Here is a 15,139-nt window from a genome sequence, read left to right as displayed (position 1 = left end):
AACCTCGAAAATCACATCAGCTTACAACATATACTTATGCAACTTCATGTCGCAATTAACGCCCGCAGCATGCGTGGCTTTGTAATGGAGGCGAAGCCGCAATGGAAAAGCCATCGTCTTGACTGCGCTTGTTAAGCTTATTCATCACGCATCAATTCATTCAATTTAGCTAGCGCATCAATACGTTTGTTAATCCTATAGCTCTCGCCAGTTACAATTCCTAAACAAACAGAAAGAACCAGAAAGTACATGTAGGACTCATCATTAACCCGTTCGAAATAGTAAAAAAATAAAAAAACAGCCCATACAGTCATAAAACCAAGAATACCGCTGAAAGCACTTGGCCGAAGCCTATCAAATTGTCTTTCTAGTTCAATAATTCTATTTTCTTTATCCATAGCGCGATGCGCATCTACTACGTCATGTTCCATGACAATTGCTCCTTAAGCTTAACGCCGCATTCAGCGGCTTGTCCGCTGCAATGCTTTGTTAGCTTTCGTCTTCATCTTTAGGTTTCTCTTTTTCTACCAGCCCTTTTTGCAGCTGTATTTTTCTAAGTTTTTTATTAAAAGATCGCCCGTCTTTAGATAAGCACCAGTACTCATTTTTATCACTAACCGCGTGCTTTTTCCCCGAAGGCTCAACAAGATCTAAAGCAGCGAGGTCTGCTAGCCAATGACTAACCATATTAGTAGGAACAGGGAATCGTTGCCGATAATTAGTGCCAAGGTACCTTAATGCGATGTCGTAGCTGATTTCATCAAATGTATTTTCCACTAGCAGATTTGGTGAAATAGCTTGGAATACTCCCAGTAAAGTACCTTCAATAGGTTCACCCCATTCATTGTCGTCTTGCTTTGCAACATAGACATCAACCTTATTCTTTCTGAGAATATCAAATATCTCGCCCTTTACATCGGAATCTTTAGACTCTCGTTCTTTTTTATCTTTCAAGGCATCAAGCTCTTTTCGCAAGCTTGCATTTTCTGTACTCAAACGAGTCAACTCTTTTACTAATTGAGGACCAACAACCTCATCTGAGCGAACCCAGCCTACTCTGGGATTTGTAGACATTGACTTCATTAAAGATATAGAAACTTTTGCATGTAAATCATCTTTTGTATTCCAAAAATTTACCAACTTACTTTTAATTTTATCTTTAAACGAATCTAGAGCAGCTCTTTTATCCGCTGAACCCTCAGAAAGATCCGATGGCCATGCTGCCTTTGAATCTAAGACAAACCCTAATGCTGGCACACCTTGACTTACGGCATAGTCGTATTCCTTTTCAGTGTAGCTAGTACCATCATCTGCTACAGAGCCATACTTATTTGCAGCTAACACAACATAATAATCAGATTCATCTATTTGCCTTTGAATTATTTTCCATTGTTCCTCATCGACAGCGCTAAACATTTCCATTCCGACGGGTATATGGCCCATTTCCAGTATTGCCTTGATTACTTGATCACGCTCTGACTTTAAGTCTTCGTATGTAGAACTAACAAACACCTGAAATTTTTTAATCATATTGCGATTTTCCTGAAAAACCTCGTCCGTGTGAAATAGCTAACGCCGCTATGTGGCGCCACTTTGAAGTTGATTTAATTTGTGCTATCAAAGCACAAATTTAAGCGACGGAAAAGTGGTCGCTACGATAGCCTTGTTATGCCGTTCCATTTTCTACCGGCACTAGCAAGAACTTACTGCTGGACCCATTTTGCCGTGCCTTTTTAAATGGGGCATATTCATCCGAAGTATAGAACGCCAATGCATCCTCTTTGGTTTCAAATTCTGCAACCAACGAATATTGCGGCTTTTCCTGCCCCTCCAATAACTCAATTGATGAAGTTCTAGTGATGTATTTACCAGAGAATTTTGACAATAGTGGAGTTACTTTACTCAGGTAGTCATGCACCCAAGAAGGCTCGGTAATATTAGTTTCTACGATTACGAGATGCTTCATATCTTCTCCCTAGTTTTGTTCCTTACTGTTAATTCTCAATCGTTCTAAATTTAATTTTCGCATAACATTTGATTCACCCTCATGGTCACATATAGGAATATGTCTACATATAGACCTTTATGTCCACAACTATACCTAAATGACTAAATATAGCCATCTCCCAGCATCAAACTGGCGTCCACATCTAGGCATTTTTCAGCACCATCTTCAACAATACGGACTTTAAGCCCTAGGCTGATGACAGTATTTCGGTTTGCTAACCAAAACTTTCCTAGCTGGATCTGAATGCAGTGCCAGCCACGACAAAAGTTCAAAATATAGCCACAACAGCACAACGGAAGCCCTACCTTTCAAGGTGTCGGCATTCACCTCTGGGCCGTCATAAAAAGGACGTTTATGCAGAGCTTACAGGGAAGCATTCACAGCGGGCCCCAGCGGTGAATGCCGACACCGTAGTGCCAGGTGCCCCCGCCGCCTTATTACCGCAGGCTATCAACAGTTCATACCTAGAACAACAAGCTATATACCCAAGCCGCTTAATACACTCCCACCCCAAAAAATATCGCCTCTTTATTTTTTAATTTTCGACAATAGCTTAGGATTTACGACCAGCTTGCGGACGCCATGGGCATGGTCTTCATTAAAGACATTCGATTTGCACCACTCGCCCACCGACGTAATATCGAGTTTGGCACACTGAGGGCGTACACTCCAAGTTACCTGATAAGGCGAGCAAACCGCCTCACTATAAGAGGGGCCTGTAGTTGAACCTAAAAATTCAACCGGCGTGCCGGTGTTAGTCGGTAAATTTTGCGCACTTTGCAATTCATTAAAATTGAGCGCTTTCGCATCATTCACTAACGTGAACACCTGCGTTTCTACCCGTAAATCTGGGTTTGCACATGCGCTAGAAAAACACGAATTCAATGTTGGGCCAGGCTCAATATCACAACTTGAATGCACCCAATGAACCTCAATGGTATCGCCGGGCACTAGATCACCATGCTCACCCTCACAGATTTTTCCCACGGTAGGCGCCAGCTCTTTTTTACTCAGCGTTTTACTCAGCTTGCACTGGTATCCCGAATCATAACCATTATGCCCAGCCCCCGCATAAATAGAGAAGGCCTCGGCTTTGTGCTCTGCGTTTTCGTGGAAATGTATATTGCACAAATTCATATTCGCAGCAGGTGGCGCCACGCTGAAAGTAACGCCGTTAGCACCTTTTACATTATCGATATCACGTGGGGTTTGCGGCCCAAAGCCTTCACACGCCTTATTAGTAGGAGGCAAGCTATTTTTGGGGCCCGCGGCATAAAGCGGTAAAGACAGCGACAAACCAGCGGCAGCGATAAAAATAAGCGATTTCATATGAGTATTCCCAATCATTTTAGTGCGTATTAACGATGACATAACAGGCAAACATTTAGCCTCTATGGCTAATTTCATTCCACGCCGTTATAACATTACAAGTTACCTATAGTCCATCAGTACCACACTCGGTAATAAAGGCCACCCACAAAAGCGCTCAATCGAATCCATCCATTCCACTTATCCGTTAATTGCACCGCATTCCATTTTTTTACTGTCGTTTTCCAATGATTGTCTATGCTTTAGTTATTGCACAAGATGGCGAGGATTAAGTATGAGTATTACTGGCGACAAGGCGACTGTAAAACGTGTTAAAGCAATGCTAAAAAGTGGTAAATACCTCTATGAGGCACTGGCTGAAGAAGGTATTAGCTCCAATCGCTGGTATCGCATTTGCAGCGCCTTAGAAATTAGCGTGCCCGGCCCTCGAGGGAAAATACCCACAACCTATACGCCCGAGCGCGTAAAAGTGGTTAAAAAGCGCATTAACAGTGGCGAGCTTTTAAAGGATGTCGCAAAGGATATGGGCATGGACCCCCGCAATCTAGCACGCTACTGCCGCAACAATGGCCTTACGCTATTCACCAAAAAAGCACTGGCCGAGAATTACAAAAAACGTGGCGAGTCTATGCGCGGCCAAAAGCGCAAACCCTACACCTCTCGCAATGGCGAACCGCTTAAACGCGCCCAAGTGCTTAAGTTGCTTAAAAAAGGCAAAAGTGTGGATTACATCGAAGGCCACAGCGACGCCAGCCGCCACTATATTTACGCACTGCGCAAAGAATTTTTAGAGGCCCGCGTAGGGTAATATCATGTAGGAAGAATAGTTATGCTGCCCGTCCTGCATAAAGCTATTCTTCCTAGCACCTAAGGTTTCTAATAATAGAGGTTGAGCTTTATTTAACCCTCCAGTACAACCTAACCTGCTACAAAAACGCGGCATTTCGATATCAGCCGCTGCCACATAATCCATAAAAAATTAATCGCTAGACAATACGCCACACGATTTGTAATTCTTTCCCTATTTTACAAATACAGTTTATACACACCCGTAATATTATCGCCAGCAAAGCCACGATCAGAGCAAGCGTCAAATACTGCGCGTGTATTCTTCGCTATAGGCATATCAGCATTGACTTTCTCAGCGTCCGCCAATAACAGATTGAAATCTTTTTTCACTAAATCTATTGGAAAATTTGGAGCAAAGCTCTTCGCCAACATGCCTTGTGCCGCCTGCGCTAAGGCGGGGCTAACTACAGGAATTTGGCTAAGGATATCTATTGCAGCTACGGGGCTTAAATCAAGTTTTTCACAAAACCCTAATAGTTCAGCCAACAACGAAACCTGTACACCCAATAACGTATTAACCATTAACTTCAACACTACGCCACTACCGCCCAACCCCACATGATGAATAGCTCCCCCCATTGCAAGGAATAAAGGTCGAGCAATATCGAGCTGCGCTGCGGTAGCGCCCACTAAAAAGATTAACTTTTGTTGCTCGGCCTGCGGTAAAGATCCCGCTACTGGTGCACCTATGATCTGTCGCCCTTCGGCCTCAAAAGCTCGACTTAAGGCCGAAAAGTGATGCACCGAAACCGTCGAGCACTCAACCGCCAAAGCGTCCGCCTTCATCCCCGCTAGCGCACCAAGACTCTCATCCAGCCAAACATTCGTAGAGGCGTTATCATCGCGTACCATCGAAAAGACAACATCAGCCTGCGCTACCGCCAATCTCGGGGAATGAGCGAGTATTGCTCCGGACTGAATAAGGCTTTCAGCCTTAGCAGCACTTCTATTCCACACCGATACACAGTGCCCAGCGTCGAGCAGGTGCTTGCACATCCTAGCCCCCATTTGCCCCAAACCTAAAAATGCCACATTACTCATAGAATTCTCCTAACAATAAAATCATCAATGGCACACATCTAATAATGCGCGCCTGTTACAGCGGGTAATACCGCGCGCTACCCAACCGGTAACACTATGATTCATTTGTTAAGGCTTAATAAGTTGGCTATATTGCATAGCATTTATTCACAATATGAATATATTGAATGTCTGATTTAGTCTCCCAAATAAAGACCTTTGTACGCGTAGTGGAAGCTGGCTCGTTTTCGGCTGTCGCCTGCGAGCACAACAGCTCACAACCTACGATCTCACGCCAAGTTGCCACACTTGAAAAACATTTAGGCTGTCGGCTATTTCACCGCACCACTCGCGCCCTATCCCTAACGGATGACGGCCACACCTTTTACCAACACGCAGTACAAAGCTTAGAAACTCTGAAGGAAGCCGAAGGCTCTGTCGGCAAACGTAAAGGTAAACCTAGCGGCACACTGCGAATGTCTTGTGCGGTCGTTTTCGGGCGCTTACATATTATTCCTCGCTTATCTAATTTTATGGCGGCACACCCCGATGTTACTGTTGATTTACACATGAACGACCAGTTCAACGATTTGATCCAAGAAGGGATAGATTTATCCATCAGAATCGGAGAAGTCCCAGACCCAAACATGGTAGTTCGCCAAATAGGTACAACCCGCCGGGTTGTTGTAGCCAGTAAAGCCTATCTGGCGCGGGCTGGTATTCCGCAAACACCAGAAGACCTTCGCAAGCACGAATGTATTGTGTATAGCCGGTTAAGTGCAGGAGCCAATTGGCGCTTCAACACGTCTCAAGGCGCCACCAACATTCCCATTAAAGGTCGATACACCGCAAACTGTACAGAAGGCGTTCGGGCCGCCATTATTCAAGGACTAGGAATTGGCTATGTACCCATTTGGCATTTTATCGATAACGAATTTGAAAGCGGGGCTTTAGTGGCACTACTGCAAGATTGTGAGCCACAGCCTCAACCCATTAGCGCGGTTTACCCCTCTCGACATTATTTAGCACCAAAGGTACGCGAAATGATTGATTACCTAGCATCGGAATTTTCAGCAGACCCAATGCTGCGGCCCGTCGAACACTCACGAGAAATACATAATCAATACGATTAATGTATCCCTGATTAACACCAAATATTTTTAATCTTTACGCGCCTCGCGCTTTAGTCATCAATGAGTATTCATGGACATCTTACAGAATTTTAGTTTTTACCAAATAATGACTATTGGACTATTATTTATTTGGACTGGATTTGTGCGTAGTGGTCTAGGCTTTGGCGGCGCAGCACTGGGTTTACCGCTATTACTTTTTGTACACGATCAAGCTATCTTCTGGATGCCTATTATTGGCTTGCACTTATTGTTTTTTTCAGCGCTAACCTTGCGTACACGCATCCATAAAGTCGATACGGCTTACCTTAAAAAGGCCATGCTGGTCATCTTGCCTTTTACGTTAATCGGCATTGCCGGCTTAATTACGCTGCCAACCCATTGGTTACTCAGTTTCATTTATGGCGTTGCATTATGTTATTCGCTCTTGTGGCTGTTTGATATTGCCATTAAAAGCCGTGGTCAACTCCTAGACCATAGCTTACTCGCCATAGGTGGGTATGTCGCGGGCACCTCTTTAACCGGCGCCCCACTTATCGCAGCCGTTTTCATAAGTAATGTAAGTGCACCGTTATTGCGTAACACCTTATTTGTGACTTGGTTTGTGATTGTAAGCTTAAAACTTTCTGTTTTTTTGGCCATTGGTGTTGACCTACAATGGCAAACCGCCATTTTGTTATTGCCAGTAGCTGCGATTGGACATTTTGTAGGGCTAAAAGCCCATGAATATATTTTACAAAACACCATTTTATTTAAGCGGGTTATCGGCTTTGTGCTCGCACTGATTAGCTTACTGGGCTTACTCAAAGTCTGGTGGCTTTAAGGTCGAGGCATGCAATGGACGAGAAAAACACATTATCCACTAATGCTTTCTCTCTAAGGGGTTGATCCAACCTTTACAAAACGCTTTCCCCGTTGCATCCAGTACCACAAACGTGTACAACACCACCTCACCCTATTCACCATTATCGACCACCGCGATAAGCCAAGGAATGCCCGATGAAAATTGTATTATGGATTATCATTGCGATTATTGTATTACCTGCAATCCTAGTGACATTCAGCCTATTAATAGGCTGTGTTTTTAACTCCCCCAAGATACATAACGCCACCGCAGTCAATAGCGTTAAAAGTAATCAGTTTTACTTTCAAAAAGGTTCCGTTATTTATGTAATGAGCGGTAACTTTTTTAGCATTGGAGGAAGGCCCATCGAAGGCGCAGACCCAGAGACTTTTGAAGTACTTGATAACACCTATACTCGCGATAAAAATCATGTTTATTTTCTAGATAATAAAATTGATAACCTCAATCCTGCTCAAGTCGCCGCGGTTCCCGCCTTTTTTGCTTCAAACTTAAAACCCGATAAATACCCATCTAGCTACCTACTCAAAACGCCAGAGTCTGTCTATTACATGGATGACCTTATAGTGGGAGCAAGCCCCGATACCATCCAAGCACTGTGGGGGCTTTATTTTCGGGATGCTAATAACCTGTATTATTCGTCAGCTATTACCATTCCCATTAACGGTGATATTTCACCCATAGACACAGAGCAGACGCAATACCTTCGAATGGCTGATACCATTTATCGAGAAGGCCATATACTCGATGCCAGCCCCTCGACCTTCGTATTGATTAACGAGAAATATTCGAAGGATCACCAATCCGTTTATTATAATGGCGTTAACCTTGAAGGCGTTGACGCCCCCTCTTTTAACATACTCTCCGTCTATTTCACCCTGGATCGTAATATCGCGTATTACTTCAACAAGCCTGTTTATAACTCAAACCCAGAGACTTTTAGAATACTGCATAATAGCTTCGCAAAAGATGGGCAATTTGTTTATTACGAACAACGGCGCATAGTTGGCGAAACCCCATCGGAATGGACTGCCTCTAAAGCTATAGAGCGATCAAAAATTTACCGATGGCAGCCGCTCGTCATTAATGACCGCGAACTCTTAATGGTACCGAGCGAAGAAGTGAGCAGTATTACCCACTATTTCAATGCCTACAAAGATCAAGTATTTACCAGTCAAGGTCGCTTAAAGGATACCCGCCCGCAAGATATTAAAGTCGATAATAAATACTCTGTGTATACCTTGATAAAAGATCGTGTTTTTTATACTAACCATGAAATTATAAACGCAGACCCCGATAGCTTTGACTCAGTCTCCGATGATTTTTCTCGAGATAAAAACAACGTCTTTTGGCGAGAGCATCGTGTTGCAAATGCCGACCCTAAGTCCTTCACGCTAACAGATCGGCTTTACGCCAAAAAGAACGACGACGGCGAATATCACTTAGCGCATCACACAGATTAGGGGCGAGGCAAGAATCGGGGGCCTGAATAGGGAATAAGAAAGTCCCGCCTAGGCGAAGGTTTGATTAAACGTGGTAGCGCCCCCTAAGAACCGCAATAAATCGTGAGACTTAAATGAGGCGACTATAATAGCTAGGTATCCGCCAATCACTCATATTAAGAATACCCAAACCATGGACATTCCCGCGCGAACCGGTACCATTAACAACAACTTGTTTCAGCAAAAAATACATTACGCATATGGCTACTCACCTCGTCCTATTTAACTTTAACGACATTGCCCTATGGTTAGTCACCTTTAACTGTTTAGTCTTCAGTTGTATTTTACTGTGTGTACGAAGGGGTAAAAGAAGCAGTAATGTCTTGCTTGCGCTTTTTGTCTTGGTATTTGCCCTCGCAGCCCTTGATACGTTAATTTACTGGGCGAGCCCGTTCAAATCTGTTTATTTCAATAACGCAGGCGCACTGTTTTTTATCTTTAAGTTCGGCCTATTAATGCAAGGGCCTTTACTCTACTTGTACACTCGGTCGGTCATTTATACCGACTTCAAATTTAGCCTACAAACCGCCTGGCACTTTGCGCCGCTGGCCATATTCCCTTTTTACTTGCTCGCTATACTGTTTTCCCTTGGCGAAGACGCATTACTCGCCGGCATTCATAACTACGATGTGTATTACAAAAATACGCTGTATCGGGGTTTACTGATTGCCCAGCACCTCTCCATATTAAGCTACGGCATACTGAGCTACAAACTGCTGGTTCGCTATAAAACCCAAATTCTGCACAGCCATTCGAACCTCGATAAAGTCAGCCGTTCGTGGCTACAAATATTAATCAGCGGCTTTCTATTCTTGTTTTTCTGGGAGCTCTGCGCGCAGCTTTCACACCAATTGGCGCTCGGCAATCTTCCCAACACCATCGGCCTAATGGGAAACTATTTTAAGTTTATCTTCGCCAATGTGCTGGTGATTTTCAGCCTGATACACTCCAACATTGTGCAAGGCATAGCCTCCCCCCAAGAAGAACCCGATGCCCCTGTAGATACACCTACCCCCGAAGCCGACCCAAGCTCCAAACGCCCCACCTCAGACGAACCCCTGCAGCGCCATATTGAAGCCGTTAGCCGCGCTATAGAGCAAGACGAATTCTACTTAGACCCAGAGGTAACGCTGGATCAATTGGCCAGTAAAATAGCGTGTACACCGCGACAAGTTTCCCGCGTAATCAACCACCACTATCAGCAAAACTTCTTTGAATTTATCAACTACTACCGAGTCGAGCGCGCCAAGAAGCTGCTAATTACGCAAGCCACGCTGCCCATGCTTGAGGTTATGGATCAAGCCGGGTTTAGCAGTAAATCGGCGTTTAACCGGTTTTTCAAGAAGTACACTCAAATGACCCCCACGCAATTTCGCACTCAAAATGACGAATCTTAGTGCCAGTAACGCGTCCTACTTTACGCCGCTCGTAGCCTTTCGCGTCCAAATTTAGAGCTCCTCTTCAGAATGGGAAGCACGTCACTCTTCACTTCAGCGTCTCGCGCCGCATGCCGATAAGGGGCAACCTGAGTCACACTTTTTATTCGTATTGGTCACTTGGGCGTGCCACTTGGCGCCTACAGCGGGTGCCGGCACGTGTCAGTAAATGAAAACCTGTATTCTGGGGCGAAAGGGTCGGCAGCACACGGCAAAATTAGCACTGCCAACGTGATGCACCTCACCACGAGGGCTTCGCCATCTATCACACTGCTATCGAGTCTAGAAGAATGAATAAAAAATTACTTGATGTATCGACCACCACTCGCTTGTTATCAACCTCTGCATTAGCGCTCGCCGTTGGCGTTGGCTGCAGCGGAGGCGGCAATACTAGCTCCACCGCGATGAGCGAAAGCTCTGCCGCCATCAGCTCTAGCCCGGCGGTTAGCAGCAGTAGCGAAACCGTGAGCAGCAGCGAAGCGGCTTCCAGCATTAGCAGTATCGCCAATAGCTCTGCGGCCAGCAGTACGCCGGCCAGCACCGCCTGTATTGCCGACCCATTAGCATCCGGCTACTGCATGGTGTGGAACGATGAATTCTCGACCAATGAAGTGGACAAAACCAAATGGAGCTATGAGAAGAACTGCTATGGCGGCGGTAATGCCGAAGCACAATGCTATGTTGAAGACCCCGACAACGTCTGGGTGGATGGCGACATTCTTCACTTAAAAGCCATCCGTGAAAACGCGACCGGCCCTGCGATTCATGACGATGCCGACAACTACGATCCCAACGACACTTCCGGCAACGGCACCTACACTTCGGGCCGTTTACGCTCTGCACTCAAGGGCGATTGGAAGTACGGTCGCTTTGAAGTACGCGCCAAACTGCCCGCAGGCCAAGGCACCTGGCCAGCCATTTGGATGCTACCCACCGACTGGGTCTTTGGCGGCTGGGCTAGCTCTGGCGAAATCGATATTATGGAAGCCGTTAACTTAAAAGTGGGTGGCGAAAATCGCATTCACGGCACACTGCACTACGGTGATAACTGGCCCAACAACGTTTACTCCGGCACCGAATATGTCTTGCCGGGCGAAGGCGACCCCGCAGACGATTTCCACGAATACACCGTGGAATGGGAGGAAGGCGAAGTGCGCTGGTATGTTGATGGTGACCACTACGCTACACAAAAAAGTGCAGGCTGGTATTCGGCAGCAGCCTTAGACGAACCTAACGCTCCCTTCAATCAACGCTTCCACCTTTTACTCAACCTTGCTGTTGGCGGTAATTGGGCCGGCCAAGTTAACGATACAGGCATTGATGAATCGGCCTTTCCGCAAGAAATGCAGATCGACTACGTGCGTATTTACCAGTGCACCAAAGACGTTGAAACCGGTAAAGGCTGCGCAAGCCGCGACGACGACTTCGATGATAACGCTGGTGTAACGCCACCGGAACCCATTGATACCAGCGGCGAAAGTATTGCCATTTTTAACGGCGCAACAACACCGCCCTATGTGTGGGGCGTTTACAGTGCCGAAGGTAATGTGGGCTACCAAGTTGTAGATGCCGGCGGAGCCTACGGTACCGTAGGCGAAGTAACTTACACTACCAATAGCGGTATTGGTTTTTACCAATCCAGCGCTACAGCAAACTTAAGCGGCTTTAACTTTATTGAGTTTGATTTACGCGTTACTGCCGACCCACGCGCAGTAAAAGATGACCTAAGCTTCCGTGCCGATTGCGTATGGCCCTGTAGCTCGGGTAATTACAATATTGGCTACCCCGTATTAAACACATGGACACACTATAAAATTGCCCTTAGCGAATTAGCCACTGCCGGTTTAGACACCAGTAAAGTGAATGCGCCATTTGTGATTTCGCCACTTGCGACGAATCAATCGGGCGTAGTCTTACAAGTGGATAACGTCACTGTTACCAAATAAGATTCACGCTTAGCAGGCCACCGTTATTTATATTGATCAATAAATAACGGTGGCCTATTTCTCGCAGACCCATTGCACTAAAATATATAAAGGGAATCCCTAAAAATCATTCCCCAGCACAGATCAATCCACTACCCGCCCCAACCCCACACCAACACACTCCCCTTCACACGCTCTACAGCACATATTTTAAACACTATTAAAAGTCATAAAATATTGCAAGCTGTCACCAATAAATACTTGTTTTTAATACCAACGTAATTAGCTGCCTAAAACCTCACCCTTACACTACGCATAGGATTGTGGATACACCACAAGCATAGTAACTTGTTAAATTAAAATGAAAAACTATGCCATGCGGTAAGCACTATCGTCTTCTACCGATGCTTACCGTGTATACCATTACAGTAAAGGAATCGTTAAATGATGATGACATGCAAATCAAAACCTCGATTTATCGCCAGTACATTATCACTGGCGATATTTTCGGCCATGTACCCGGCGGCTTACGCACAAGAAAGCCAGCTCGATATTGAAGAGGTATTAGTCGTCGGTATTGGCTCAAGAATGCCCGGCCGCAGTGGTACCGAGCTGCCTGTGCCCGTTGATACATTAACCACTGAAGATTTAGAAAATACGGGGCACACAGAGCTCGGCCGAATGCTGCAATCACTGGCGCCGTCATTTAATTTCCCCAGCTCCAGCATTAGCGATGGCACTGATGCCTTAAGGCCAGCCACATTACGTGGACTAGGACCAGACCAGACGCTGGTATTAATCAACGGTAAGCGTCGCCATCAATCCTCTTTAATACACATTAATACCTCTGTAGGTCGCGGCACCGCAGGCACAGACTTAAATGCCATCCCTGCCGCATCCATTCAGCGCATTGAAGTATTGCGTGATGGCGCCGCAGCGCAATACGGTTCAGATGCCATTGCTGGCGTTATTAATATCGTGCTTAAAGAGTCTACCGAGGGCAAGATCAACCTAAGCTATGGCCAATACACTGAAGGTGATGGAGAAACACTGAATATTGATGTCAATAAAGGTTTCGAGCTAGGTGATGATGGTTTTGTAAACTTCACAGCGAATTTCCGCGATCGCGGCCATACTAATCGCGCGGGTCTTCATGGCTCTTGTTTATACAGCACACCTTGTGAAGATAGCGATAGCAATGGGATCCATGAAGCCGGCGACCCGAGGGAAGTCACCGCCAACCGCACTACCTTTCGAATTGGCGATGCCGATTCACAGCAAGTCGGTTTTGCATTAAATGCCAAAAAAGGTTTTGGTAATGGTGAGGCTTACGGGTTTTTCACCTACTCTAATCGCGCCAATGAATCCGCCGCCTTTTTCCGCCACCCTGGGAATAGCGGTGGTAATCCGCAACTGAGTGATGGCGATGCCGTTATTGTCGATGGTTTTTTACCTAAAATTGATTCTGTGATTATTGATGTTTCTGTCGATGCCGGCTACAAAATTGAATTAGCGAATGAGGGTACTCTGGATGTTTCGTATACCTACGGTAAAAACAGCATCGATTACGACACCCTTGATTCCGTCAATGGTTCTTACGTCAACACTCTACGCTATGGCCACGGTTTAAGTGACGAAGAAATACGTACCACCGTGCCGCGCGAGGCGAACGCTTACGCGCTGGAACTAGACTTAACCACGCTGAATATTGACTACACCCAAAAAATTGGCGACTTGGGTTTTGCCGCCGGTGCCGAGTTACGTAAAGATAATTACCAAGTAACCCCCGGCGACGAATACGCCTACCGCGATTACGATACCGTAAACGGTCAAAACCTTTACGCAGCAAATGGCGATGTGGGCATCCAGGGGTTTCCCGGCATCAGCCCTGTTTCGGCGGTATCTGAAAGCCGCAATGTTATGTCGCTATACGTGGATACCGAATACGACATTACCGATAATTTATTGGTTTCTGGCGCACTGCGCTACGACAGCTTCGATGATTTTGGCGATACCGTTAATTACAAACTAGCCGCCAACTGGGCCATCACCGATATATTCCGCATTCGCGGTGCCGCGAGCACAGGCTTTAGAGCCCCCTCCATGCAGCAGCTTTATTTTAATAATGTAGGTACGCAATTTGTTACCAACCCTGCAGACACAACTGGCCCGCAAATCGCCGTGCAACGCGGCACTTTTAGGAATGACAGCCCTCTAGCCGAAGCGGCTGGCATACCCGAGCTTAAAGAAGAGGAATCCCAGAATTTAAGCATTGGTTTTATTCTAGAACCGATAGACTCACTCACATTAACAGTCGACTACTACCAAATCGATATTGAAGATAGAATTGTTATCAGTAAGGGGCTGAATAAAGGGCTATCAGGAACTCTTGATAGGGGAATGAATGCCGTTGGCGCCGATCAAGCGCAATTTTTTCTTAATGGCGCCGATACAGAAACATCGGGCGTAGACTTTGTGGCCACCTATAGCAATATTGAAATCGGCGACGGTTCTTTAGACTTATCGTTTTCGGCCAACTTTACCGAAACGGAAGTGGTGGAATTATTCACCCCCATAGCGGACGTTGCTGCCTCTGAAATTTTTAGTGAGCAAGATATTTCCATTATTGAAGAGTGGCAACCTAAAGATCGCATCAACTTTAGCAGTAATTACGCACAAGGTAATTTTTCAGCCGCTCTTTCATTTAACCGCTATGGAGAATACACAATTACCGACGGAAAACGCCAAACATACAGCGCAGAAACACTCACAGACCTTTCGCTACACTACGACTTTGAAAACGGCATTGGTTTAAATATCGGTGGAAATAACATTTTTGATGTAACGCCGGATGAAAATACAATTGGTAACTCGCGCACAGGTACGCTAGAAAATGGCCCAAGCGGCGATATCATCGTCGATAGCCCTGGAGTTTTCACCTACTCCAGACGCTCAGCCCCCTTTGGTTTTAATGGCGCTTATTTCTACGCAGGGATTTCTTATAGCTTCTAGCCACTAGACCCTAGACCCTAACGTTGCATTAACTTTTGGCCCAGTATCGCTTCGCTGCTTCTATAG

At 45.7% G+C, this 15,139-nt stretch carries 13 protein-coding genes; 7 read left to right on the top strand and 6 right to left on the bottom strand.

What is annotated here, in order from left to right; translation table 11 throughout:
• Nucleotides 1–137: 137 nt before the first annotated feature.
• The 5 genes from AC3A8L_RS12740 to AC3A8L_RS12720 form a co-directional block, all read right to left on the bottom strand.
• Nucleotides 138–431: a hypothetical protein gene (locus tag AC3A8L_RS12740; RefSeq protein WP_487962643.1), complete on the bottom strand. Its 294-nt coding sequence runs from the start codon at nt 429–431 to the stop codon at nt 138–140.
• A gap of 58 nt (nt 432–489) precedes the next feature.
• Nucleotides 490–1,530: a DUF4062 domain-containing protein gene (locus AC3A8L_RS12735; RefSeq protein ID WP_487962642.1), complete on the bottom strand. Its 1,041-nt coding sequence runs from the start codon at nt 1,528–1,530 to the stop codon at nt 490–492.
• 136 nt (nt 1,531–1,666) lie between these two features.
• Nucleotides 1,667–1,966: a DUF1330 domain-containing protein gene (locus AC3A8L_RS12730; RefSeq protein ID WP_487962641.1), complete on the bottom strand. Its 300-nt coding sequence runs from the start codon at nt 1,964–1,966 to the stop codon at nt 1,667–1,669.
• 143 nt (nt 1,967–2,109) lie between these two features.
• Complete coding sequence (locus tag AC3A8L_RS12725; RefSeq protein ID WP_487962640.1) at nt 2,110–2,280, bottom strand: hypothetical protein; 171 nt, start codon at nt 2,278–2,280, stop codon at nt 2,110–2,112.
• A 256-nt stretch (nt 2,281–2,536) separates the two neighbouring features.
• Nucleotides 2,537–3,337 (bottom strand): delta-class carbonic anhydrase, encoded by an 801-nt coding sequence (locus tag AC3A8L_RS12720; RefSeq protein WP_487962639.1) that lies wholly within the window; start codon nt 3,335–3,337, stop codon nt 2,537–2,539.
• 274 nt (nt 3,338–3,611) lie between these two features.
• Here AC3A8L_RS12720 and AC3A8L_RS12715 point away from each other — a divergent pair, with 274 nt between their 5' ends.
• Complete coding sequence (locus tag AC3A8L_RS12715) at nt 3,612–4,145, top strand: hypothetical protein (RefSeq protein WP_487962638.1); 534 nt, start codon at nt 3,612–3,614, stop codon at nt 4,143–4,145.
• 218 nt (nt 4,146–4,363) lie between these two features.
• On the opposite strand, the gene AC3A8L_RS12710 is transcribed toward AC3A8L_RS12715, so the two are convergent.
• The gene (locus tag AC3A8L_RS12710; protein ID WP_487962637.1) at nt 4,364–5,227 is read right to left on the bottom strand and encodes an NAD(P)-dependent oxidoreductase; all 864 of its coding nucleotides are present in this window, start codon (nt 5,225–5,227) and stop codon (nt 4,364–4,366) included.
• Between the two features lie 167 nt (nt 5,228–5,394).
• On the opposite strand from AC3A8L_RS12710, the gene AC3A8L_RS12705 reads away from it, so the two are divergent.
• The 6 genes from AC3A8L_RS12705 to AC3A8L_RS12680 all read left to right on the top strand — a co-directional run bounded on the left by AC3A8L_RS12705 (nt 5,395) and on the right by AC3A8L_RS12680 (nt 15,073).
• Nucleotides 5,395–6,339 (top strand): LysR family transcriptional regulator, encoded by a 945-nt coding sequence (locus AC3A8L_RS12705; protein ID WP_487962636.1) that lies wholly within the window; start codon nt 5,395–5,397, stop codon nt 6,337–6,339.
• Between the two features lie 70 nt (nt 6,340–6,409).
• On the top strand, nt 6,410–7,159 hold the full coding sequence (locus AC3A8L_RS12700; RefSeq protein WP_487962635.1) for a TSUP family transporter: 750 nt from the start codon (nt 6,410–6,412) through the stop codon (nt 7,157–7,159).
• Nucleotides 7,160–7,335: 176 nt separating this feature from the next.
• Nucleotides 7,336–8,661 carry a DKNYY domain-containing protein gene (locus AC3A8L_RS12695; protein ID WP_487962634.1) on the top strand — a complete coding sequence of 442 codons (1,326 nt, stop codon included), beginning with the start codon at nt 7,336–7,338 and terminating at the stop codon, nt 8,659–8,661.
• A gap of 239 nt (nt 8,662–8,900) precedes the next feature.
• Complete coding sequence (locus tag AC3A8L_RS12690; protein WP_487962633.1) at nt 8,901–10,097, top strand: AraC family transcriptional regulator; 1,197 nt, start codon at nt 8,901–8,903, stop codon at nt 10,095–10,097.
• Between the two features lie 329 nt (nt 10,098–10,426).
• Nucleotides 10,427–12,082 (top strand): family 16 glycosylhydrolase, encoded by a 1,656-nt coding sequence (locus AC3A8L_RS12685; protein WP_487962632.1) that lies wholly within the window; start codon nt 10,427–10,429, stop codon nt 12,080–12,082.
• 423 nt (nt 12,083–12,505) lie between these two features.
• A complete protein-coding gene (locus AC3A8L_RS12680; protein WP_487962631.1) occupies nt 12,506–15,073 on the top strand; it encodes a TonB-dependent receptor plug domain-containing protein in 2,568 nt (855 codons plus the stop codon).
• Nucleotides 15,074–15,139 lie beyond the last annotated feature (66 nt).

This window comes from Marinagarivorans sp., assembly GCF_982758155.1.
The sequence above is the reverse complement of the archived record's forward strand: the minus strand, read 5'-3'. Positions and strand labels throughout refer to the sequence as shown.